A 24,178-nucleotide genomic window follows, 5' to 3' on the forward strand; every position below is an offset into this window, starting at 1 on the left:
AGTACAAGAAAAATTACTGCCATGACATTGAACAAGATGTTCAGCAGCCGTTGGTTTTGTGCGGTGCTATGCACGATCTTACTGTTTGGCAACAGTGCGTATTCCCAAAGCAAGGTCCGTTATGTAACAAAATACAAGGAAACGGCGATTGCAATTATGAACGAGACCGGTATCCCTGCGAGTATTATTTTAGGGATTGCAATGCTGGAATCAGGTATGGGAACCAGCAAGAATGCCCGCTTGCTTCACAACCATTTTGGTATTGTGGGTAAGAATAAGCTTCATAAGAAGAAAGGGGGAACCTATCGGTCGCGGTACCGGGAGTTTGAATCAGATGATGCATCTTTCAGGTATTTCGCAAAGATGGTACAGAAGAAGAAGTATTATCCTTTAATGAAGGGTGATCCGAAATACAAAGACTGGTTAAAGCACATGAACGACAGCGGGTATTCTGCTGCCGGGCAGGTTTGGGAGAAAAGGGTAGCGGGCATGATCAGTCGGTATAAGTTGTATAAACTGGATGAGCAAATGGCTTATTCAAAGAAATAAATTTTTTAAAAAAAGACGTAACTAAACGCATCTGTCTCTGGCAGATGCGTTTAGTTATGTTTAGGAATAGCGCTAACTTTATTAGCTTTAGTAGACCAATCCAATAATCAGAGTAATTCATGTCTGGCAATAACAAATCTGCCTATCCTTTTTATATCATTACGGGGGCTTTAGTGTGTCTGGTGGCTTTATCCCAGTTCGATAACATTGTATCTTACGCAGGATTCAAAACCCGCTCGCTGGATATGCTGGCGGATCTGCGACCTGATTCTTTGCGCAAACAGCAGCAGGAGGACGATACCCCGGTAGACAGTTCCATGATTCCCCAGGTGCCGGCAGAAGATTCTTCGGAAACTGCCGCAGACGTAGCTGCCGATTCTACACTGGCTACAGCACTGGCAGATGTGCCGGACCCTGACAAACATCTCGATTTTACTGGTTATAAAGGCATTATCAGTTACAACCTGCCCCAAACTGCCGATACGGCAGCTGCCGGGCTCCAGCATTTCCTGGATGCACTGGCACAGTTGAAGCAGGGTAAGCGCAAGAAAGTACGTATCGCCTATTTTGGTGACTCTATGATTGAGGGTGACCTGCTGACTGAAGACCTGCGCGACAGCCTGCAAAGGAGATTCGGGGGCAGTGGTGTAGGTTTTGTACCTATCACTTCGGTAGTAGCAGGGTTCAGAACTACGATCACGCATACTTTTTCCAAAGACTGGAAAGATTACAGTTATAAGCAACAACCACCTTCCAATATCAGGCTGGGTATTTCCGGGCACACATTTGTACCCAGTGGAGGTAGTTATGTGCGGTATACCCCGGTACATAAGAAGCGCCTGGACAAATTTGAGCATGTTACCCTCTTCTATGGTCCTGCAGGCAATGCAAATATCACGATCAACGATAAGGCATATACCCTGAAGGAGCAGAATACGGTGAACCGTTTCGTATGGTCACAGGATCCTGCACAGAATAATGTAACGATCAAGTGGGCAGGTGGCGGTACGACGCCTTTTTATGGCGTGTCTTTTGAGGGCGATAGTGGTGTGTATGTGGACAACTTCTCATTCCGTGGTATCAGTGGTATTGAGTTAGGGAAGTTATCAAAGACACTGGTACAGGAGATGCAGAATGAACATCCTTATGACCTTGTGATTCTCCAGTACGGTGCTAATATATTGTTCAAACCAAAATTGACTGACTACAGCTGGTATGCGAGACCAATGAAGAAGGTGATCGATTCTTTGAGAAGAGATATGCCTGGTACTTCATTTTTGGTGATCAGCACGGCTGATAAATCATATAAAAATGGTGGTGACTGGGTGACAGCGCCGGGTGTAATGGCCTTACTCAAAGATCAGCATGAGCTGGCTAAGCAGCATGGTACTGCTTACTGGAACTTGTATGCTGCGATGGGGGGCGAAGGTACCATGGCAAAGTGGGTAGAGGGTGATCCGGTGTTAGCCCAGAAAGACCATACGCATTTTAACAGACAGGGAGCAGCCAAAGTAGCGGCGCTGCTGTATAAAGCTATGATGGATGAATTTAAGCAGTTGGAAATTCAATAAAACAACTCTCTTTACAGGAATACTTACATTAACTGTCAGCCTGGCTTCTGGTCAGGCGAATCGTATTGCACAGGATTCCGCACTCTTTAAGTTCTTTGCTTCTCTGGACAGGTCAGATAGTATGGTCGTATCTATACTTCACCTGGGTGATTCTCATGTTCAGGCTGGTTTTTTCCCTGGGGCAACTGCCTCCCTGTTACAACGGGATTTCGGAGATGCCGGCAGGGGATGGGTATTTCCCTGGAACCTGGCCAATACCAACGGCCCTGGCGATTATCGCTGGAATAGTACCGCCAGGTGGAATGCTGATCGAATCATTGACAAGTACAAACCTTCTGTATTAGGCCCCGGTGCAATCATGATCAGCTCTACGCAGTCATCGCCGGCACTGGCGTACAACAGGAGAGAGGATAGCCCCGAAAATGGTATCAGCCAGGCAGAACTGTTTTATGATGCAGGTCCTGAGGAGGCTACAGTAGTAGCGCCGGGCGCAGATATCAATATCTTCGGTCCTCCTTTCAGAAATGCAGGTTCTACGGTGAAGGTGGCAACATTGAATTTTGAGGCACCGGTGCAAAACTTCCAGGTCCGCTGGGATGATAAGGGCAGTCAGCCGTTTCATTTTTACGGCGCGCTGCTCTTCAATGGCAAGCCAGGGGTGCAATACAATGCAGTGGGTATCAATGGTGCCATGTACAGCCAGTACAATGATGCGAGCAATACCCTGGTAGCGGAGATGGATGTGATGAAGCCACAGCTGGTGATCATATCACTGGGTACGAATGAAGCGTATAGTTCGCTGAATACTGCCAACTTCAGGGATCAGATAGATAGTACGGTGACGGTAATACGCCGGTATCAGCCGGGAGCAAGCATCCTGCTAACTACCCCACCAGAGTGTAAGAGAGTGAGCAAGCATGCCTTCAGGAAGAAAGTTGGAAAGAGATATAAAACCTTTTATAAGATCTCCTATTACCCGAATCCTTATATCGCTGTTGTGACCCAACAGATCATGAGCTATTGTAAAGAAAAAGGGATTGCGTGCTGGAACTTTAATGCGGAGAACAGGTTCAGGGAATCTGAATTCGCAGGCGGTTGGTCACCGGATCATATTCACTTCAATGTACGTGGATACCAGTTGCAGGGGAAATTATTGTACGACGCATTGCATCAGAGTTATATAAAGTTTAAAAAGTACGCTACCGCACATTACAACGTGAAAGAAGATGACGATAGAGCTGAATAAAATCATAAGTCTACTGACGTATAATCCGAAGAATCCTATCCTGTTTAATAGTGCATTCTTCATGTACTATTTTGCAGTGTTCCTGCTGTTTTACCTGGCGGCGAGTAGTAATAAACGAGCCCGGGTAGCGGTATTCACTGTTTTCTCTTTGTACTTCTTTTATATGGCCTGCGGCATGTATGTGGGGCTGGTGCTGTTATCGGCAGTGGTGGATTTCAACTTGTCCAGGTGGATTTACAGATCGGAGAAGGCGGGGTTCAGGAAGCGATTGCTCATATTAAGTATCGTGTTGAACCTGGGGCTGTTGTTTTATTTTAAGTATACCAATTTCTTTATTGACCTGATGAATGAGATGGCGCATGGAAACATCCAGCCATTGAAGCTGATATTGCCGATTGGTATATCCTTTTACACATTTGAGAACCTGAGTTATACGGTGGATGTATACAAGCGGGAGTTCAAGCCTGTGGATGATTTTATGGATTACCTGTTCTTCCTGTCATTCTTCCCTAAGCTGATGATGGGGCCGATTGTGCGGGCTGCTGATTTCATTCCGCAAATTTACAAGCCTTATGTACTGGATAGAGAGGACATTGGAAAGGGCATGTACCTGATAATAGCGGGTTTGTTTAAGAAGGTGGTGATCTCGGATTTTATTAATCAGAATTTCGTTCAGTATATTTTTGATGATCCGGCTAAGCATACGGGCTTAGAGTGTTTGCTTGGGGTGTATGGGTATGCGCTGATCATTTATTGTGACTTTTCCGGGTATTCTGATATGGCGTTGGGTATTGCCCGCTGGACCGGGTTTAAGATCCCGGCGAACTTCGATTCTCCGTATCAGAGTAGCAGTATTACAGAGTTCTGGCGCAGGTGGCATATTTCCCTGTCTTCCTGGCTGAGGGATTACCTGTATATTCCTTTGGGGGGTAATCGTAAGGGAAAGGTAAGACAGTTTGTGAACCTGTTCCTGACCATGTTGATTGGAGGTTTCTGGCATGGTGCGAGCTGGAATTTTATCTTCTGGGGTGGTTTGCATGGAACGGCGCTGGCGGTAGACAAGGTGAGGATTGATTACCTGAAGCAAAAAGGAGGAGGACCTTCCGGTTTCTGGGGTGGTGTGCTGAAGGTGATTGGGGTATTGATCACGTTCAATTTTGTGTGTTTCTGCTGGATATTCTTTAAGGCTTCGACCTTTTCAGATGCATGGTCATTGATTCACCAGGTAGTGTACGATTTCCAGCCGGAAGTATGGTTGGAATTGTATAATGGATATACGGCGGTGTTCTGGGTGATGCTGCTGGCGTTTGTATTGCATTTCCTGCCGAAGAAGATGGAGCTGGGCACGGAGAATCTTTTGGGGAAAGTGCCGGTTGTTGGGAATGTGGTGATTATGGTGGTATTCATCTGGTTAATGGCACAGGTGAAAAGTTCACAGACGATGTTACCGATATATTTGCAATTCTAAATATTTGAAAAATATTATTTGAAAAGGCTGCCGGATGGTGGCCTTTTTGTTTTTTAAATTATTGTTAAATTTTTTGCTTTCTTTGCCGCAAATTTCGTTTTGAATGCGGCTTAAGCTTCTGCCGATTGTCGGTGTGTTCGTTCTCCTTTCCTCTGTGGCAAAGGCGCAGTTCCTTATGGATATGATTGATACCACCACTGAACTTGGGAAAGGTATGATCTCCTTATACCATAAATACGATGCTGTAAGGTTTAGCGGTTATATCCAGCCTCAATTTCAATACGCCCAGGCCAAAGGGATCGAGTCCTATGCCGGTGGCAACTTTGTTGAACATGTGAACAACCGTTTCATGCTTCGCCGTGGCCGTTTCCGCCTCGACTACCAACATTACAACAAGGATAACATGCCGGTCGTTCAGTTTGCTTTCCAGTTTGACGGAACTGAAAAAGGCGTATTTATCCGTGACTTCTTTGGGCGTTTGTTTGAAAACCGCTGGGATGTATTTTCTGTTACCACAGGTATGTTTGCCCGGCCTTTTGGGTTTGAGATCAACTTATCTTCCAGTGACAGGGAAACACCTGAACGTGGGCGAATGACACAGATCCTGATGAAAACGGAAAGGGATTTAGGGGCGATGGTCACTTTCGAACCCCGCCGGGCGAATCATCCGCTTCGTTTTTTGCGCCTGGATGCGGGCTTGTTTAATGGCCAGGGCTTATCTGCCACTGCTGATTTTGATAGTCACAAAGACCTGATTGCCCGTTTATCTTTTAAGCCACTGCGCTTAAATGCGGCCAACTGGCGTTTGTCAGGCAGTATTTCCTGTTTGTACGGAGGCATGGAGCAGTTTACCAACAACATTTACAGGATTAATAGTGCGGGTAGTTTCAAGGTAGACTCATCTACTGCCAATATCGGTAAGATCGCACCCCGTCATTATTATGGCGCTGACCTGCAGCTGAAAATTCCGAATGGCAGTAAGCGGGGGTATACTGAGCTGAGAGGGGAATACATTCGTGGCGTACAAACTGCTACTGCAGGTACGACTGAAACCCCGGCGGCTATTCCGATGAACGGTGCGCTGAATGCGCCATTGTATATCCGTAATTTTGATGGGGCCTACTTTTATTTCCTGCAAAACCTGGGAAATCCGCAGGATCTGCTGGTGCTGAAATATGACTGGTATGATCCAAACCGGGATGTAAAGGGAAAGGAAATTGGTAGTGCTGGTGCGGGTCTTTCAAAAGCAGATATTCGTTATGATACATTTGGTGCCGGGTATGTGCATTATTTTAATGCCAACACAAAACTGATGTTGTTTTATGATTGGGTAAGGAATGAGACTACCGCATTGGATGGGTTTACGGAGGATGTGAAGGATAATGTGTTTACTTGTAGAATTCAATATCGTTTCTAAATAAAACATTCATGAAAGATGGAATTCACCAATGGGGATGAAAACCATTTTAAGAAAAAGGGTTTTGCCAGCTGGCAAAACCCTAATTGTATGTTTAGTTGTGTGTTACTCTCCTTTCTCTAGTGTAAACCCAAAAGTACTACCGATCTCCGGCTTGCTTCTGATATTAATCGTCTGGCCATGTGCTTCTACGATGTGCTTTACGATGGCGAGTCCCAGGCCTGTGCCACCAATATCCCGGGAGCGTGCCCTGTCGGTACGATAGAAACGTTCGAATACACGTGGCAGGTGTTCTTCCGCAATACCGATGCCATCGTCAGAGATCTCTACCAGTACGCGTTTGTCATCCATGATATAGATGCTTGCTACGGTATGCCCGTCTGTACGGCCATATTTGATAGAGTTATCGATCAGGTTGATGAGCACCTGTCTCACCTTTTCTTTATCAGCCAGTACATGTATGGGGGCTTCGCAGCCTTTCTTTACATTGAATTTGATCCCCTTGGTATTTGCTTTCAGCGACAGGGTATCAAATACATCCCTGATCAGGTCCTGGATCACAAAGTTCTCCGCATTGATCGTCATCTCACCGCTTTCCAGTTTGGAGATCTCATCGAGGTCGTCGATCAGGCGGCAAAGGCGCTCAATGTTCTTGGTAGAATTTTTAAGGAACAGCCTATTCACTTTCGGGTCATCCATGGCACCATCCAGCAGGGTATGGATATAACCCTGGACAGCAAAAATGGGTGTCTTCAGCTCATGGCTCAGGTTCAGCAGGAACTCTTTGCGATAGGCTTCGTTTCTGCGCAGGCTATCCAGTTCTTCTTTCTTCTGACTGGCCCATTTTTCCACATCTTCACTTACCTCTTCGATGGTCTTTAAGGGGAGGATGTTTTTATTAAAAAACTCTTCTCTCTTGGAGGCTTTCGTTTGGTAAATGAATTTATAAATCAGCTTGATCTTTCTGTAGATAAAGTTCTGTAAGGTATACAGATACAGGTAGTAAGACGTAAGGAAGGTGAGTACAAACGCGGTGGCGATGATCTTCCAGTCACTATCAATTAAAACGGTCCCCAACGTAATAACCGTTGCAAGGATTAGTGCGGTAAAACCCGCGAGTTTTTGCGGGGAAAGGTTTTTGGCTTTGAACATACTCCACAATGAGTAATGATTGTAATACCGGGAAATTAACCCATTTTTTTCACTTGCCATACAAAGGAATTCCCCCGGGTAGCTGTTGCAACCTGTGATTACAGCAGTTACCCGGCCTGGTTCGGCCTGGGGCCGTTATCAACACAATTAACTGAATTTTACATTTCGAACTTGTAACCTACGCCTTTAACGGTGGTAATGAGATCGATTCCAATTTTCTGGCGGATTTTACGGATATGTACATCGATGGTACGATCACCTACGATTACTTCTGTACCCCATACCTGGTTAAGGATCTCGTTGCGGAGGAATACGCGGCCTGGTTTGGAAGCCAATAGTTGTAATAGTTCAAATTCTTTCTTAGCCAGGATGATTTCCTGTCCTTTATAGGTCACTGTAAATTTCTCCCTGTCTATGATCAGATCACCCAGGTGTACCTGCAGTTCTTCGGTCTTGTGCAGACGGCGGAACAATGCATTGATACGGCTTACAAGTAATTTGGGCTTGATTGGTTTTGCGATATAGTCATCAGCACCCATGTTCAGTCCGTCTACCTCCGATTTTTCATCATTGAGGGCAGTGAGAAAGAGCACCATGGTGTCTTTAAATTCAGGAATTTTTCTGATCTCGCGACAAGTGTCGATCCCGTTTTTATTCGGCATCATAATGTCCAGCATAATCAGGTCCGGACGGAACACTTTTGCTTTCTGGATCGCCTCAATACCATCTTTGGCAGTTACTGTATCATACCCGGCAGACTTAAGATTATAACTGATAATCTCAAGGATATCGAGCTCATCGTCCACCACTAAGATCTTGCCTGCTACCGCTTGTTCCATCATATAGTTTGACATTTTTTAGACGGCACAAAATTATAACGCCGGCCCCGCTATTAATGAAAAGTTAATATTATCTAATTGTTAATTCGGACGTATGGCACACCCATAGCTGGATACGGGAAAATAGGACAAATGAAATTACGCCATTTTCAGGGGATTAGATGGCGGTTTATTCCGTTTTTTTGCCATTGCCATTTCCTTCCCTGTGATTAATGTTCCCTTCGCCATTGAGCTTTTTGATGGATTGCGACATTTCGGAGAGCATTTCGATCTGGGTTTGCTGCATTTCCATCATATCCTGCTGTTGGTGAATAATGAGGTGATCGATCTTTTCGTGCAGGATCCTTACTTCCAGTTCCGACTTCAGGTTGATCATGTAGTCATTTTTGGCCCTGATCCGGTCTTTTTCTTCCTGGCGGTTCTGGCTCATCATGATGACCGGTGCCTGTAGGGCAGCCAGGCAGGAGAGGATGAGGTTGAGGAGGATGAAAGGGTATGGATCGAAGCCTTTGTTGACCAGCCAGAAGAAATTGGCAGCCATCCAGAGGAGGATAAAGACGAAGAATGAGATGATAAAGGTCCAGCTACCACCAAAATCGGCTATTTTATCGGCTACCCGCTGGCCCAGGGTAAGGTTGGTACCATCGCCGTCATCCAGTTTGTCTGTCAGGGTTTCGTTGTCACGGAGTTTTTCAATGACAGTTTTCTCCATTTCGGTGAGTTCGCCTATTTCTTTGGCAAAAAGGTGTTCGAAATAGTGCTGCCTGTATTTGTTGAGTTCAGAAAGCGATATTTTGGATTTACTGCTGAGATCCGGATGATCCTTGCGAATCATGTCCATAACGGATTTACGAACGTTTCGGCAGTTGATCTTTTCATTGGCGGGGAATTCGTTGCCTGAAAGATCGCTGATGAAGTTTTGCATAAAAATGAGCGGATTTCCGGGATTAAAGGTAGTGCAATTATGATCCCAAAAATCATGCGAAGGCCCTGCGTCCTTGCAATCGGGGAGTCGTTATTGGCAGGGGCCGGATGAAAAATTCAGTGTACAATGAAGCCTGATCTCTTATTGTAGGAAATTGGTAGTAAATTTGCTATACTAGCCATATTAAGCATTTTGTATTAATGAAAAAAATTATAATAGTCCTGTTATTGATTGCTTTTCAAGGCAGTCTGGTTCATGCACAGAGTACTCAGAAGATAGACATCCCTATCGGGCGTATCGGATTCCATGATAATATTGACAAAGAGCAGGCAGCAGCACTCAAATTTGATGGCAAAGCGGATGACCTGGTAAAGGTGTCGGATGATCAAACGATCAACCTCCAGGTAACCAATGCCCTGGTAAAGCAGGTAGATGACATGCAAACCCAGATAGAACTGGATTCTTCACTCGACCATCGTTTGAAAATCAAGTACCTGTCAGGACTATATGTTATGCTGCGCGATTATAATACGAAGCGTGCTTATCACAAGATCCAGGCTGAAGAGGCCCCGGTGATGGTAGAAGCTTACAGGAATATGATGGCTGCCGATATCAAAGGGCAGAGCATCAAGCCTTACCTGCAATACCTTTCATTCGATGCCGGTGAGAAAATGATTGAAGTGTTCAAGGATAATCCGGGCTATAAGGATGCCAGGGAAATTCTCTTTGGCAAATATGCATTCAACCACCTGGAAACGGTGATGACAGAGATCACCAATTACCTGGAATATCCTGTTACAGATTCAGTCATAGCAGCGGTAGCCCGTAAATACCCTAACCAGGTACTGACATACGCTACTTCCTATACGCCGGTAGCTGCCAGCATCCGGAAGAACCAGGATCCAATTGTACAGCAGATTGTAGCCATTGGCAAAACAAGTCAGCCTACCCTGATCCTGCCTTTCATAGATGAACTGATGGCCGGCACTACTACTGTTGATAAACTCACTACGGTGGTGAGCAACGAAGATCTTTACTTCAAACAACTGGTGAAGAGTGCCGTCGCGCTGCAACACCGTCGTAATAACGGGGAACACGTACTGGGCCTGAAAGCCATGATGGAAAACCTGCAAGCCAAGTCACTCCGCTATATCCGCGAAGTGGATGACCTGCACGAAGAACCAGCTAATGTACGGTTTGCGATCGTTAAGAACTTTACACCCGAAGAATTGTACTACCTGATCGTAAATGGCCAGGAGGAACTATATACTTCCAGCTACACCAATCATAACAACGCAGGTCTGTACGACCAGATGATGGCCCGTATGAAACCTCCCCGTGGTGATAGTTTGCTGATGCTGGTAGAATTTGACCGCTTTAAGAAGTTCATTGCCATGGCGGCTGGTTATAATACCCTGGATGACTTCCTGAAGTCCATGGATCCGTCTAATGCGAACTACCTGATGAAAAAGTATGTGAGCAGCCTGGAAAAAGCAGAAGACCTGGAAGATGCGGTGGATGTGGCAAACTCTTTTGGTAGTATCAGGGATGCGAAGCTGCTGGCTTTTCTGCGTGAAGAGGTAGCTAAGAACTATGCTTACCTGTCTAAGAAAAAAGACAGGAGAGGGATGGTGATCTATGAACTGCTGGGAAGCCTGTTCGATACAGAAACAGAGAAAACCAGTGATAGCACTAAGGCTACAGAAATGGCTACCAAGCTGAAATTGCCGCCGATCAATTCTGTAACTTATAGTAGCCTGCTCAATGATAGCGGCAGAATTATACAACAGGTATTCTTCTATGGAGATAAGGATGGTCACGACTCTTATATAAGCTTTATGGGTAATTTCCCAGCCAGCGAGTGGAGAGTGACTAAGAATAAATACTGGACGGTGATCACTTCTATCAAGGGCAAGCCGATTACGATCTATGCCAACCTGCCGATAGAAGAACCTGGTGATAAAGAAGCGATTGAGAAGCTGAGTGAGTACCTGGATGAGAAGGATATACACCCGACAGTGTTCATTCACCGTGGGCACAGTTACCACGTGAATACAACACTGGATAATTTGCAGGCGACAGCGAAGATCGTGGTATTGGGATCCTGTGGTGGTTATCATAACCTGGCGATTGTGTTGGAAAAATCACCGGAGGCACATATTATTTCTTCCAAGCAGGTGGGTACAAGGTTCGTGAACGAGCCGATTATCAGGCAGCTGGATGAGACGCTGAGAGTGGGCAGGAATGTGGACTGGGTGGAAATGTGGAGTGTGCTGGGCAGGAAGTTTGCCGGAGATGCGAGGAATAAGGAGCTGTTCAGTGATTATGTGCCACCACATAAGAACCTGGGTGCGATCTTCATTAAGGCGTACAAGCAGATCATGAAGGACGAGAAATTATAAAAGAGAATTATATGGACAAAAAAGCTCCTGCCGCAAGGCGGGAGCTTTTTTTATATTAGCTTTGCGTACTGTAAAGCGATATCAGGGTGGAAAATTCAGCGGTTAAGAAGAAAGTATTCGACGTCAGTTTATTAAGGCGCATATTCAGTTTTACAGTTCCTTACAGACGTTCCTTTATTATATCAATGATTTTGACGGTATTACTGGCAGTAATCTCGCCCATGCGACCTTACCTGATCCAGCTCACCGTCGATAAGTACATTGCTAACCAGATGATGCAAATGCTGATCTACATTTCCATCATCCAGATCGGGTTGCTGCTGCTGGAAACGGTGTTCCGCTTTTATTTCTCGTACCTGACCAACTGGCTGGGGCAATCGGTGGTGAAAGATATGCGTGTAGCAGTGTACAAAAAGATCATTCATCTCAATCTCGCCTTCTTCGACAAGACCCCCATCGGCACCCTTACCACCCGCACCATCAACGATATCGAAGCAATCAACGACGTATTTTCCGAAGGACTTATTTCTATCATTGCAGACATGCTCATGATCGTAGCGATCCTGGGAGTTATGTTCTACGAGGACTGGCGTCTTACATTGATCAGCCTGTCTCCGTTCCCTATCCTGATCATTGCTACTTATATCTTCAAGGAGAGTGTAAATAAATCATTTTTCAGGGTGCGTAATGCAGTAGCATCGCTGAATGCATATGTGCAGGAGCACCTGACAGGTATTGTGATTGTACAGGCATTCTCTGCAGAAAAAAGAGAATACGCACGTTTCAGGCAGATCAATAAGGAGCACAGGCGGGCGAACGTCGACGCGATCTTTGCGTACTCTGTATTCTTTCCTGTAGTAGAAATTATTCTTGCTATTTCCCTGGGCCTGATGGTTTGGTGGGGTGCTAATAAAGTATTGAATTACGAAGTAACGCAGGGGGTGATGATTGCGTTTATCATGTACCTGAATATGCTGTTTCGTCCACTGCGGATGCTGGCAGACAAGTTCAATACCTTGCAGATGGGGATGGTGGCCAGTGAACGTGTGTTTAAGATCATGGACAGCGATGATTACATTCCTGATAATGGTATAGAAAGTGCTGCAAAGATGCGTGGTGCCATTACTTTCGATCATGTTTACTTTGCATATAAGGAACAGGAATATGTGCTGAAGGATATTAACTTTCATGGGGATCCGGGAGAGACCATTGCGATAGTGGGACATACGGGTTCGGGAAAGACAACAATTATCAGTATATTGAACCGGCTGTACGAGATTCAGCAGGGTAGTATCCGCATTGATGGAAAAGACATCAGGGAATATGCCTTGCAATCATTGCGCAGCAAGATTGGAGTTGTATTGCAGGATGTATTCCTCTTTGCAGGTTCCATTTATGAAAATATTACGCTCCGTAACCCCGACATATCAAGGGAGCAGGTAGAGCAAGCTGCCCGTCTCATTGGCATGCATGATTTCATTATGCAGTTGCCGGGAGGATACGATTATCAGGTGATGGAAAGGGGAAGTACCCTTTCGCTGGGACAACGTCAGCTGATCTCGTTTGTAAGAGCTTTATTATATGACCCTGCCATTCTGATCCTGGATGAGGCTACATCTTCAGTTGATACAGAGTCTGAAATGTTGATCCAGCGGGCTATTGATAAGTTGATAGCAGACCGTACGTCTATTGTGATTGCCCACCGTTTATCCACTATCAGTAAGGCTGATAAAATTATTGTGCTGGATAAAGGAGTGGTGAAGGAAATGGGATCGCATGAGGAGTTGTTGAAGCTGGAGGGATTCTATTATAAGCTGCATAGTATGCAGTTTAAACAGCCGGATACTATTTAGGTCAGTATGCAACAGGGAGACCCGATTTTTGTTATTTAGTTTAAACTCCCCTCCCTATATGAGACGAAGTACTATGAGAGTGCTATTATGCTGTATTGCGTTCTTAGCTGTCACCACACAAACCCATGCAGGCGATTATGAGAAAGCCTGGGAAGCACTACACAAAAACGACAAAGTACATGCTTATGAATTGTTCCGGAAAACATTGAAGAGCGACCCGGCCCACAGGCAAAACGCTTATGCAGCCCTTATGCTGATGGAGAACTTTGATGGGCGTGGCGATTCTTTCCTGAGCAAATACCCGGCACCATTCACAACGATCACTGACCTGAACCCGTATACCTATGCGTTGTGGTTTTTAGGCGGTGTATTAGGAACCTACGACATTAAAAAAGGTCCGCAGCTGGATAACCTGAACACGGTGATCAGTGATCCCCGTTTCCATGGTTCCCTGCATGCTGCTGCAAAATATTTCAAGGGATTTCATTACTCGCAGAGCCGGCATGATGCGGAATCAAGAGATTTCTTTAACCAGATTGGTGCATTGGGCAACTGGCAGTTTGCCGGGCCATTTGACAACATCAGCGGCAGTGGTTTCAATAAAGACTACGGCCCTCTGAAAGAACCTGCTGCAGGCAAAGGATTTACCTCGTATAATAACACCCATATAGACTGGTTCAAAACAGTTGTAAATGAATATGATGGATGGATATTCGTAGAATCATTGTTCCCGGCGGCGAATGCTGTCGGTTATGCACAGACATTTGTAAATTCCCCGGTCGACCAGGATGCGATCCTTTGCCTGGGGGGTAAAGGAAGTCTGAAGGCATGGATGAATGATAAATTGTTGATTGCAGAAGAAGAGGAGCTCGCTACTGAATTGGATAAATTCAATGTGCGTGTGCATCTGAAGAAGGGTTATAACCGGGTACTGGTGCAGGTTGGTTTTACTTCAGAAAGTTCATCGCCGAATTTTATCGTTCGCCTTACAGATGATAAATACGAACCATTAAAAGGAATTTCTGCTACAGCAGATGTACAGGCTTATCCGGTGGATAAAAGCACGGATATGCCGGAACTGTTGCCACACTTTGCGGAGGCATATTTCAAAAAGCAGGTAGAGAAATACCCGAATGACCCTATGAATGCTATTTTGCTGGCAAGGGTATACAACCGTAATGAGCAGTATGATAAATCAAAAGAAGTATTGTCCGGATGGTTTGAAAAGAATCCCGGGGATCCGCTGCTGGCTTATCAATACCTGGATTGCCTTGGGGCCGCTTACGACAGAACCAATCTTTCTGCCATCGTAGAAATGCTGAAGCAAACGGATCCTGAAAATACCTACATCATACAGGCACATGAAACAGAGCTGGAAAACGAGAAGAAATGGGCCGATGCACTGGAGGTAGTGAATAAGCTGGAATCCCGTGAAGGACAAAGCATCTGGACCATTTCTAAAAAGATATACCTGCATGCAAACCTCCAGCATATAGATAGCATGGTTACCCTGCTAAAGCAGGCATATGAATCATATCCTGATTCTTATGATATCACAGCGGGGATGTACCAGTACTACAAGCAGATGGTGAGAAATACTGCGGAAGCGCGGAAAACCCTGGAGCAATATGCAGTTGGGCATTCCAATCTTCGCCTGCGTCAACAACTGGCTGACGATTATTTTGAGCAGAATGAACCGGAGAAAGGTTTAGCTACGTTGCGTGATATGATAACATCTTCACCAGCCTATCTCTCAGTATATTCGCCCATTGTGAAGCATTTCTTTGCATCGCAGCAATATGATTCTGCTATTCACTACCTGGAAATTGAAAATGGCATCAGCCCTTATAGTGCCAGTCCACTGGGCTCCATAGCGGCCTGTTATCTGCAAAAAGGAGATAAGGAGAAAGCACTGGATTATTACAGACGCGCCCTCACGCTCAATTCAGCAGAAACGACTTACAGAGAAAAAATACGTGAGCTGCAAAATAAGCCGGATGTATTCAGTTATTTTCCGAAGACGGATTATTACGCGGTGATCAACAAGGAGCTGAAAGCTCCGCAGGATACAACGAAGAGTTACTATTACATCTTTGACGAGGAGAATGTAGTACTATATGGTGAAGGTGCCAGTGAAAGGGTGATGAATGCTGCGATACACATTAACCGGAAAGATGCGATTGACCAGTGGAAAGAGCTGTCGATTCCTTATAACAGCACTTATTCTGATCTGACCATCATCAAAGCAGAGGTATTGAAAGCGAATGGTACCAGGATTACTGCGGAGACTTACAACAATGATATCGTGTTTACCCGTCTCGAACCGGGAGATGTGATTTATTACAATTACAAGGTGAGCAATTATGGAATTGGTCGTTTAGGTCGTGAGTTCTGGGATAAATTTTACTTCCAGGCGTCTGTGCCTTCAAAGCTGGCGCGGTATAGTCTGATGGTAGCAGCTCCGCTCAGCATCAACTATGAAATGAAGAATGCGGATGATGTAAAACCTGTGGAAAGTGATCATGAAAACTTCCACATGTATACCTGGGAAATGAAGAATTTGCCTGCATTCAAAGATGAATCTTATAGTCCTGCATTTGGAGACATTGGAAAGGTATTGCATGTATCGACTGTGAAGTCATGGGATGTGATTGCAGAATGGTATAGTGATGTAACCCGTCAGCAATCCAGGGAGAGCTTTGATGTGTTGAAGACCCTGCAGCAGATCTTTCCTAACGGGGCTGCGGGCAAACTGAGTGATGATGAGAAGGCTAAACGGATCTACGACTATATAGAACAAAACATCAGTTATAGTTCAGTGGCATTCAGGCAGGGGGCGTATATCCCTCAGCGGGCGGGCAGGACATTGAATACCCGTTTGGGTGATTGTAAGGATGTGAGCACCCTTTTTGTAGCCCTGGCCCGAAAGGTGGGTTTGGATGCTAACCTGGTATTGGTAAGCACGCGTCAGAACGGGCAGCAGAGCATGGTACTGCCATCAATGGAGTTCAATCACTGTATAGCCAGGTTTAAGAATGGGGAAAACTACCGCTACCTGGAACTGACTGATAATCAATTGCCTTATCATGCATTACCCCAGAATGATGTGGGGGCGCAAATTCTGAATATTCCTTTTAATTATGATACAAAGGAGTCAATTGGTTTGCTGAAGCCGGCAGACAAGTATGAAGTGATGCTGGATCGCCGGTCAAAGATCCAGGTAGGGGCAACAGACCTGCACGTACAGACGACCCTGATAGTAACGGGTGAGCGGGCTGCCGGTACACGTGGCCGTTATATAGGCATGGATGAAGAAGAGACCAGGAAAGCCCTGCAACAGAATATCGGGGCTGGGTATAAGAACCCGGTCGAACTGGATAGCTTTAAGATGACAAATCTGGATAATCTGGCGGATTCTGTGCTGTTGAGTTCATCTTATACTGTTAAGAATGAGGTAATTGGGGTGGGAGACATGCATATGGTGAGGCCGACATTTACAGATGTGGTGGCTACCAGTGATGCGGTTAGCAATGAGGCGCGGAATTATCCGTTTGAGTACTGGCAGTATGAGAATGTGGATCATTATAACGTGGAGATAGAGATGGATCTGCCTGAGGGGAAGGTGTTCGACCAGGTACCATCTGATGTGAAAGCTACGTTCAGGGACATGCGGTATGAGCTTACTTACCGGAAGGTGGGCCCAGGCAAACTGATCATAAACAGGCGCTTCCTGACGAATATCATCGACAACATACCGGCGTCAGAGGTGGCTCAGATGAAAGAATTTTTCAACTTGATAGTCAACGCAGAACAAAAATATATCTCCTTCAAATAGGGTAAAAAAGGATGACGAAAGTGGGATAAATAATGTGTTATTGCATTAATATGTAATATATCATTATTTATCCCACTTCGCTTTTTTCATTGTCCTCTTTGTTTAATTATATTTCTGCCTATCTTTGCGCAAAATTTCAGAAAGCGGTGATATCCTCCAAACTGTTTAAACTTAAGCTGGTAGCACTTATTGCAGTTTTCTGCATGAGTGGGTATAGTACGTTTGCAAACCCGACTGAGGGCGAGCCTCATGAAAAGAAAGGGTTTAATGCAAAAGAGGTCATCCTTGGCCACGTTAAGGATGCCCATGATTGGCATCTGTTGGACATTGCAGGCACTCCTGTAACGATCCCTTTACCTGTTATCATTTATAGCAAGGAAAGAGGCCTCTCCACTTTCTCGAGCTCGCAATTCCACCACGGGCATGCTTCGCACGATGGTTATCGTCTGGTAACGGACCACTATCTGGAAGAAAAGGGGCTGAGTGCCACTAAGTATGTTCCGGGTAAGGTCATTGCTGTAGGGGCAGATGACATGCCGACAAATGAAGAGATCTATGATTGGTCAGTGACTAAGAACCTGGCTTCAATGCTGATTGGTGCTGTGTTGCTGTTATGGATCATGTTAGGTGTAGCGAAAGCGTATACTAAAAGAGGTTCCAAACAAGCGCCTAAGGGTATGCAAAGCCTGCTGGAGCCTGTGATCATCTTTATGCGTGACGAGGTAGCTAAGCCAAATATCCCGGGAGCATATGAGCGGTATACGCCTTTCATTCTCACTATCTTCTTCTTTATTCTGATCAACAACCTGTTAGGTTTATTGCCGGGTGGTGCGAACGTAACCGGTAACCTGGCAGTAACGGCTGCGCTGGCACTGATTAGCTTCCTGGCTACGATGTTCAGCTCTAACAGGCATTTCTGGGGGCACATTCTGAACCCTCCAGTTCCGGGATGGGTAAAGCCGATCCTGGTGCCAGTGGAAATCATCGGTATCTTCACTAAGCCGATATCCCTGATGATTCGTCTTTTTGCGAACATCCTGGCGGGTCACATCATCATCCTGAGCATTATTTCCCTGGTATTCATCTTCGGTTCATTGCAGCCGATCGCTGGTTTCGGTTTTGCGCCGATCACGATCATCTTCAACATCGTAATGATGATGCTGGAATTGCTGGTAGCCTTTATCCAGGCTTTCATCTTCGCTAACCTGACGGCTGTATTCATCGGTCAGGCAATGGAAGGCGGTCATGATGATCACCATGAAGCAAAACATCACTAAGATTCAAAATTCGTATTAAACAATAAATACACATTTATCATGGCTATTTTAACTGTTTTATTGCAAGCTGGTGCTGAAGCAGCTGCTTCTGCTGCTGGTCTGGCTAAAGCTGGTGGTGCTGTTGGTGCTGGTATCGCTGCTATCGCAGCTGGTATCGGTGTAGGTAACATCGGTAAGAGCGCGCTGGAATCTATCGCTCGTCAGCCTGAAGCTGCAAATGACATCCGTGCTAACATGATCCTGGCTGCTGCGCTGGTAGAGGGTGTTGCCCTGTTCGGCGTTATCGCAGGTCTGCTGGCAGTAGTGCTGTAAGGCCAAAACTTATTACTGCATCCGGCGCACAGGGCAATGGATGCAGTAATCTCTTCTTCCACGAAGAAAAAGGTTAGCTGATCTGGCAGTATACCGGTAAAAATGTTTGTGTATTGCATTGGTACACTGGCATCATCAGCAAAGAAAAAATAATGCGAACCAAATAAATTCTAATAATCATGGATCTGTTGCAGCCCGCGTTAGGCTTGTTTACCTTCTCATTAATTATATTCCTCATTCTTTTCGTTATTCTGAAAAAGTTTGCATGGAAACCAATTCTCTCTACCTTGAAGGAAAGAGAAACCTCTATCGCTGACTCTATCGCAGCTGCTGAAAGAGTGAAAGAGGAAATGGCTCAGATGAAAGCGGAACATGAGCATGTACTGGCTGAAGCTAAAGCTGAAAGAAGTAAAATTCTGAAAGAAGCTAAAGACGCTAAGGATCAAATCATTGCAGAAGCTAAGACACAAGCTCAGGCTGAAGCTAAGAAGATCATCAGCGAAGCCTACACTGCTATCGACAACCAGAAAATGGCTGCCCTGACTGATGTTAAGAACCAGGTTGGTAAACTGGTAATTGAAGTAGCCGAGAAAGTGCTGCGTAAGGAACTGGCGGATAAAACCGCACAGGAAGGCTACATTAAAGAACTGGCAGGAGAAATTAAATTAAACTAAGTGATGGCCTGATGTGCGGATGAAGGCTCAAGGGCTATCACCCGCACGTGTGTGTTCAGACATTCGCACATCAGTTCATCTGCATAATCGCTATAAATATGCGGAATCCCCGTTTAGCATCCAGGTATGCAAAATCTTTGATAGATCTGTCCTCTGAAAAGGGGCAGCTGGAGGCTGTACAGGCAGATATGCTCTTCCTGCAGCAGCTTTCCAAGACAAATCCTGATGTGGTGAGTGTGCTGAAAAGCCCCATCATCAAGCCTGAGAAAAAACAGCAGATCCTTGCTGCTATCCTGAACAGCCGTGTGAGCGCTATCACTTCCGCTTTCGTGAAGTTGCTGGTGATCAAGGGCAGGGAAGGTAATCTGCCTGAGATCGCAGGTGAATACCTGCGTCAGTACAATACACTGAAGGGTATCAGCAAAGTGAGAATCACTACCGCTGTACCAGTAGATGCAGGTGTACTGAACGTGATCAAACAAAAAGCAGAAGCAGGTTCTGACAAGAAGATCGAACTGGAAACAGCAGTAAATGCTGAACTGATCGGTGGTTTTGTACTGGAAACTGAAGATAAGCTGTTTGATGCATCAGTGCTGCGTGACCTGAAGGATATCAGGAAGCAATTTGAGGGTAACGTATTCGTACCTGAACTAAAATAATCAATTTACAGCAGCCGCTGCGTACACGCAAAGCTGTTGTCGTTATACATCAATTTATTTAACGACTCTTTCTAAAAGTATATCACTATGGTGGAGATAAAACCAGATGAGATTTCGGCGATATTACGCCAGCAATTAAGCAACTTCAATGCTGCTGCGGACCTCGAAGAGGTAGGTACAGTATTGCAGGTGGGAGACGGTATCGCTCGTATTTATGGTTTGAATAACGTTCGTTCCGGTGAACTGGTAGAATTTGAAAATGGTGTTCAGGCTATCGCGCTGAACCTGGAAGAAGATAACGTGGGTGTGGTATTGATGGGTGACTCGGGAGAAATTAAAGAAGGTAACAAAGTACGTCGTACCGGTAAGATCGCCTCTATTAATGTAGGTGAGGGCATGGTAGGTCGTGTAGTAAATACCCTGGGTACCCCTATCGATGGTAAGGGCCCAATCACTGGCGAACTGTATGAAATGCCACTGGAACGTAAAGCTCCGGGTGTATTGTTCCGTGAACCGGTAAAAGAACCACTGCAGACTGGTATCAAAGCGATCGATGCGATGATTCCTATTGGTCGTGGTCAGCGTGAGCTGGTAATCGGTGACCGTCAGACTGGTAAAACTGCCATCTGTATCGATACCATCATCAATCAGAAAGAATTTTACGATGCTGGCAAGCCAGTATATTGTATTTATGTAGCGATCGGTCAGAAAGCCTCTACAATCGCGGGTGTAATGAAAACCCTGCAGGATGCGGGTGCTTTGGCTTATACCATTATCGTAGCTGCTTCTGCTGCTGATCCTGCTCCTTTACAGTTCTACGCTCCATTCGCTGGTGCGGCAATCGGTGAGTTCTTCCGCGATAGCGGTCGTCCGGCACTGATCGTATACGATGATCTGTCTAAACAGGCGGTTGCTTACCGTGAGGTGTCCCTGCTGCTGCGTCGTCCTCCTGGACGTGAAGCATATCCTGGTGACGTATTCTACCTGCATAGCCGTTTGCTCGAGCGTGCAGCGAAGATCATCAGTAAGGATGAAATCGCTCAGCAGATGAATGACCTGCCAGAATCAATCAGACACTTGGTAAAAGGTGGTGGTTCCCTGACAGCATTGCCAATCATCGAAACACAGGCTGCGGACGTATCTGCATACATCCCAACCAACGTAATCTCCATCACTGACGGTCAGATCTTCCTGGAATCTAACCTGTTCAACGCGGGTATCCGTCCGGCTATCAACGTAGGTATCTCCGTAAGCCGTGTGGGTGGTAACGCTCAGATCAAATCCATGAAGAAGGTATCTGGTACCCTGAAACTGGACCAGGCACAATACCGTGAAATGGAAGCGTTCTCTAAATTCGGTGGTGACCTGGATGCTGCTACCAAGCAGGTACTTGATAAAGGTGCCCGCAACGTGGAAATCCTGAAACAACCTCAGTTCTCTCCGTACGCCGTAGAAAAACAGGTAGCTATGATCTACCTGGGTACAAACGGTCTGCTGCGTGAAGTTCCAGTTAGAAACGTGAAGGCTTTCGAAGAAGCTTTCCTGAATGAAATGGAAGTTCGTCTGCCAGAAGTACTGGGCGAGTTCAAGAAAGGTAACCTGCCAGAAGATGGCCTGAAGAAAATGGTTGCTCTTGCCAGCGAACTGAAACCAAGATTTGCATAAGCCTATCAAGGTAAGTATATTATGAGAAGCCTCTCCTTTATTGGAGGGGCTTCTCTTTTTACCGACCTTTCACCCACTTTTACCGGCAATACCCCCTACATTTGCCTTTTATGGATTGATTGCCCAGCGGCCCCCATGTAGCTTTGTTAAAAATTCAACGCCCCCTATGTATAAGTTTTACCTTATTCTGTTTATTTCTGGCTTATCGTCGACCATTCTGCAGGCACAAACGAAGATCAGCGGGAAGATCACCGACAAGAAGAACCATCCATTACAGGGTGTGAATGTCTCCATTAAAGACGCTTACGATGGTGCTACCAGTGCTGCTGACGGTACCTTCTCTTTTACTACTGATGCCAGCGGCGAACAATCCATTATTTTCAGCCTGAACACCTATCAGACACAGGAACAAAAAGTAAATCTTTCAGGACCGGTGACCCTAAGTATCATTTTGAGAAATGACATCAGCCAACTGAGAATAGTCACCATCTCTGCAGGCAGTATTGAAGCCAGCAGCGAGAAGAATAATACTGTTCTGAAACCACTGGACATTGTCACCACCGGTGGCGCCATGGCAGATATTGTGAGTGCACTGAAAACCTTGCCTGGTACACAGCAGACCAACGACAAGGAAGGGCTCTTTGTACGTGGTGGTACCGGATACGAAACACAGACATTTATAGACGGTTTGCTGGTGCGTAATCCTTTCTATTCAGGATTGCCTGATATGCCGGGAAGAGGTCGTTTTTCCCCCTTTCTTTTCAAAGGAACGACCTTTAGCAGTGGTGGTTATTCCGCGCAATATGGGCAGGGTTTATCATCAGCACTGGTACTGGAATCGCAGGACCTGCCGGATCGGTCTTCCTATACACTGGGTGTATCGCCAATCGGGTTAAGTGGTGGATTGAATGAGCTGTCAAAAGATAAGAAAGGTTCCTTTGGTATTGAAGCTGATTACACTAACCTGGGACCCTACCTGAATGTGATCAAGCCTAAGTTTGAGCCGAGTGTAAACCCGGAGATCATAGGCACTTCTGCCAATTTCAGGAGGAAAACGTCTAAGACCGGGATGCTCAAATTCTATGGTTATAGTAACTGGACACATATGGGTAGCATTCGCCCCAGCTTTGAATACGCGGGCGCCAGGGAGCTGTTTGAAATGAAGAATCAGAATGTTTATACAAATCTCAGTTATAAAGAGTTACTGGGTAATGAATGGAAGATCAATGCAGGGATATCCTATAGTACGAATACGGATAGAATCACTTTAGACACGATGCCCAAGAACTCCGATCCCCTGAAAATTCATAACCTGTCTCAACTGGCACAGGGTAGGGTGATGCTCACGAAGAACATTGGTAGTTTCTCTGCGTTACGCTTTGGCGGCGAATACCAGTATGCTGTGGAGAATGCTGAATACAATGGGTACAAGGCAAATTATACAGATAATTATTCTGCTGCTTTTGCTGAAGGTGATATTTATTTTACGCCACAATTTGTAGGTCGTGTAGGCGGCAGAATGGAGTATTCTTCAAAGATAGGTAAGATGAACCTGGCGCCGCGTGTTTCACTGGCGTACAAGTTAGATCAGAATAGCCAGCTATCATTGGCGTATGGTGATTACTATCAGAAGCCGGAGCAACAATACCTGCGGTTCAAGCCAGACCTGGATTACATGAAGGCCACGCATTACATTGCAAGTTTTCAGCGGGTAGCAAACAACTATACATTGCGCGTGGAAGCTTTCTATAAGAAGTATCATAAGCTGGTGAAGACAAGTCCTGATACAGCGACTAACGGTACTGGTTATGCGAAAGGTATTGAGCTCTTCTGGCGTGATCGTAAGAGTGTGAAGAACCTTGATTACTGGGTATCTTATTCTTACCTGGATACAAAACGTAATTACCTGACGTATCCATATGAGGTACAGCCGGACTTCGCCGCCAAACACACTTTCAGCGTAGTGACCAAGTATTATATTTCTTCCATTACAACTAATATCGGTTTGACATACAGCTTTGCAACAGGCCGTCCTTATTACAATCCTAACCTGCCTGTGAACCAGTTTATGTCGCAAAAGACCATCGATTATAATTCAGTCGGGTTGAGTGTCAGTTACCTGACATCTATTCGCAAAGCCTTTACCATCCTTGTATTATCGGTGAATAATGTAGGTAATTTCAAGCAGGTGTATGGCTATCATTATTCTACAGATGCGATGCGCCGGGAAGCGATCACACCGAATATTCCCCGCTTTATTTACCTGGGTATGTTTATGAGTTTTGGTATAGACAGACGCCAGGAAACCATTGATAATTTATAAAATTTAAACCT

At 45.5% G+C, this 24,178-nt stretch carries 17 protein-coding genes; 14 read left to right on the top strand and 3 right to left on the bottom strand.

What is annotated here, in order from left to right; genetic code table 11:
• Positions 1–21: 21 nt before the first annotated feature.
• From U0033_RS23775 to U0033_RS23795, 5 genes are all read left to right on the top strand, one after another.
• Positions 22–549, top strand: a complete 528-nt coding sequence (locus tag U0033_RS23775) for a glucosaminidase domain-containing protein (protein ID WP_072364114.1) — start codon at positions 22–24, stop codon at positions 547–549.
• A gap of 119 nt (positions 550–668) precedes the next feature.
• Positions 669–2,120, top strand: coding sequence for an SGNH/GDSL hydrolase family protein (locus U0033_RS23780; RefSeq protein ID WP_072364042.1), 1,452 nt, complete (start codon positions 669–671; stop codon positions 2,118–2,120).
• A complete protein-coding gene (locus tag U0033_RS23785) occupies positions 2,092–3,366 on the top strand; it encodes a GDSL-type esterase/lipase family protein (protein ID WP_072364041.1) in 1,275 nt (424 codons plus the stop codon). Before U0033_RS23780 ends, U0033_RS23785 begins: the two co-directional genes overlap by 29 nt.
• Entirely contained in the window at positions 3,347–4,834 is a 1,488-nt protein-coding gene (locus tag U0033_RS23790) for an MBOAT family O-acyltransferase (protein WP_072364040.1), read from the top strand. Before U0033_RS23785 ends, U0033_RS23790 begins: the two co-directional genes overlap by 20 nt.
• A 103-nt stretch (positions 4,835–4,937) precedes the next feature.
• Positions 4,938–6,251: a porin gene (locus U0033_RS23795; protein WP_245801837.1), complete on the top strand. Its 1,314-nt coding sequence runs from the start codon at positions 4,938–4,940 to the stop codon at positions 6,249–6,251.
• A gap of 105 nt (positions 6,252–6,356) precedes the next feature.
• Here U0033_RS23795 and U0033_RS23800 read toward each other — a convergent pair whose 3' ends face one another.
• From U0033_RS23800 to U0033_RS23810, 3 genes are all read right to left on the bottom strand, one after another.
• Positions 6,357–7,463 carry a sensor histidine kinase gene (locus U0033_RS23800; RefSeq protein ID WP_083571740.1) on the bottom strand — a complete coding sequence of 369 codons (1,107 nt, stop codon included), beginning with the start codon at positions 7,461–7,463 and terminating at the stop codon, positions 6,357–6,359.
• 98 nt (positions 7,464–7,561) lie between these two features.
• Complete coding sequence (locus U0033_RS23805) at positions 7,562–8,245, bottom strand: response regulator transcription factor (protein ID WP_083571739.1); 684 nt, start codon at positions 8,243–8,245, stop codon at positions 7,562–7,564.
• 166 nt (positions 8,246–8,411) lie between these two features.
• Entirely contained in the window at positions 8,412–9,167 is a 756-nt protein-coding gene (locus tag U0033_RS23810) for a DUF1003 domain-containing protein (RefSeq protein WP_072364038.1), read from the bottom strand.
• 200 nt (positions 9,168–9,367) lie between these two features.
• On the opposite strand from U0033_RS23810, the gene U0033_RS23815 reads away from it, so the two are divergent.
• The 9 genes from U0033_RS23815 to U0033_RS23855 all read left to right on the top strand — a co-directional run bounded on the left by U0033_RS23815 (position 9,368) and on the right by U0033_RS23855 (position 24,167).
• Positions 9,368–11,569: a hypothetical protein gene (locus U0033_RS23815; RefSeq protein WP_072364037.1), complete on the top strand. Its 2,202-nt coding sequence runs from the start codon at positions 9,368–9,370 to the stop codon at positions 11,567–11,569.
• Positions 11,570–11,754: 185 nt separating this feature from the next.
• Positions 11,755–13,422, top strand: a complete 1,668-nt coding sequence (locus tag U0033_RS23820) for an ABC transporter ATP-binding protein (protein WP_245801836.1) — start codon at positions 11,755–11,757, stop codon at positions 13,420–13,422.
• A gap of 58 nt (positions 13,423–13,480) precedes the next feature.
• Positions 13,481–17,257 carry a DUF3857 domain-containing protein gene (locus U0033_RS23825; protein WP_083571738.1) on the top strand — a complete coding sequence of 1,259 codons (3,777 nt, stop codon included), beginning with the start codon at positions 13,481–13,483 and terminating at the stop codon, positions 17,255–17,257.
• A gap of 203 nt (positions 17,258–17,460) precedes the next feature.
• On the top strand, positions 17,461–18,534 hold the full coding sequence (gene atpB / locus U0033_RS23830) for a F0F1 ATP synthase subunit A (protein ID WP_245801835.1): 1,074 nt from the start codon (positions 17,461–17,463) through the stop codon (positions 18,532–18,534).
• A gap of 39 nt (positions 18,535–18,573) precedes the next feature.
• Positions 18,574–18,846, top strand: coding sequence for an ATP synthase F0 subunit C (gene atpE / locus U0033_RS23835; RefSeq protein ID WP_072364032.1), 273 nt, complete (start codon positions 18,574–18,576; stop codon positions 18,844–18,846).
• A 179-nt stretch (positions 18,847–19,025) separates the two neighbouring features.
• Positions 19,026–19,520, top strand: coding sequence for a F0F1 ATP synthase subunit B (gene atpF / locus U0033_RS23840; protein WP_072364030.1), 495 nt, complete (start codon positions 19,026–19,028; stop codon positions 19,518–19,520).
• 98 nt (positions 19,521–19,618) lie between these two features.
• Positions 19,619–20,179, top strand: coding sequence for an ATP synthase F1 subunit delta (gene atpH / locus U0033_RS23845; protein WP_072364028.1), 561 nt, complete (start codon positions 19,619–19,621; stop codon positions 20,177–20,179).
• Positions 20,180–20,266: 87 nt separating this feature from the next.
• Positions 20,267–21,844 carry a F0F1 ATP synthase subunit alpha gene (gene atpA / locus U0033_RS23850; protein WP_072364026.1) on the top strand — a complete coding sequence of 526 codons (1,578 nt, stop codon included), beginning with the start codon at positions 20,267–20,269 and terminating at the stop codon, positions 21,842–21,844.
• A gap of 166 nt (positions 21,845–22,010) precedes the next feature.
• Positions 22,011–24,167 (top strand): TonB-dependent receptor, encoded by a 2,157-nt coding sequence (locus U0033_RS23855; RefSeq protein ID WP_072364024.1) that lies wholly within the window; start codon positions 22,011–22,013, stop codon positions 24,165–24,167.
• Positions 24,168–24,178: the final 11 nt, after the last annotated feature.

Source organism: Chitinophaga sancti (assembly GCF_034424315.1).
Lineage (GTDB): Bacteria > Bacteroidota > Bacteroidia > Chitinophagales > Chitinophagaceae > Chitinophaga > Chitinophaga sancti.

Coding starts and splice junctions, on each gene's coding strand:
- U0033_RS23825 (WP_083571738.1), top strand. CDS start 13,481: ATGAGACGAAGTACTATGAGAGTGCTATTATGCTGTATTGCGTTCTTA.
- U0033_RS23775 (WP_072364114.1), top strand. CDS start 22: ATGACATTGAACAAGATGTTCAGCAGCCGTTGGTTTTGTGCGGTGCTA.
- atpE (WP_072364032.1), top strand. CDS start 18,574: ATGGCTATTTTAACTGTTTTATTGCAAGCTGGTGCTGAAGCAGCTGCT.
- U0033_RS23815 (WP_072364037.1), top strand. CDS start 9,368: ATGAAAAAAATTATAATAGTCCTGTTATTGATTGCTTTTCAAGGCAGT.
- U0033_RS23855 (WP_072364024.1), top strand. CDS start 22,011: ATGTATAAGTTTTACCTTATTCTGTTTATTTCTGGCTTATCGTCGACC.
- atpA (WP_072364026.1), top strand. CDS start 20,267: ATGGTGGAGATAAAACCAGATGAGATTTCGGCGATATTACGCCAGCAA.
- atpB (WP_245801835.1), top strand. CDS start 17,461: ATGAGTGGGTATAGTACGTTTGCAAACCCGACTGAGGGCGAGCCTCAT.
- U0033_RS23820 (WP_245801836.1), top strand. CDS start 11,755: ATGATTTTGACGGTATTACTGGCAGTAATCTCGCCCATGCGACCTTAC.
- atpF (WP_072364030.1), top strand. CDS start 19,026: ATGGATCTGTTGCAGCCCGCGTTAGGCTTGTTTACCTTCTCATTAATT.
- U0033_RS23800 (WP_083571740.1), bottom strand. CDS start 7,463: ATGGCAAGTGAAAAAAATGGGTTAATTTCCCGGTATTACAATCATTAC.
- U0033_RS23780 (WP_072364042.1), top strand. CDS start 669: ATGTCTGGCAATAACAAATCTGCCTATCCTTTTTATATCATTACGGGG.
- U0033_RS23805 (WP_083571739.1), bottom strand. CDS start 8,245: ATGATGGAACAAGCGGTAGCAGGCAAGATCTTAGTGGTGGACGATGAG.
- U0033_RS23785 (WP_072364041.1), top strand. CDS start 2,092: ATGAATTTAAGCAGTTGGAAATTCAATAAAACAACTCTCTTTACAGGA.
- atpH (WP_072364028.1), top strand. CDS start 19,619: ATGCGGAATCCCCGTTTAGCATCCAGGTATGCAAAATCTTTGATAGAT.
- U0033_RS23795 (WP_245801837.1), top strand. CDS start 4,938: ATGCGGCTTAAGCTTCTGCCGATTGTCGGTGTGTTCGTTCTCCTTTCC.
- U0033_RS23790 (WP_072364040.1), top strand. CDS start 3,347: ATGACGATAGAGCTGAATAAAATCATAAGTCTACTGACGTATAATCCG.
- U0033_RS23810 (WP_072364038.1), bottom strand. CDS start 9,167: ATGCAAAACTTCATCAGCGATCTTTCAGGCAACGAATTCCCCGCCAAT.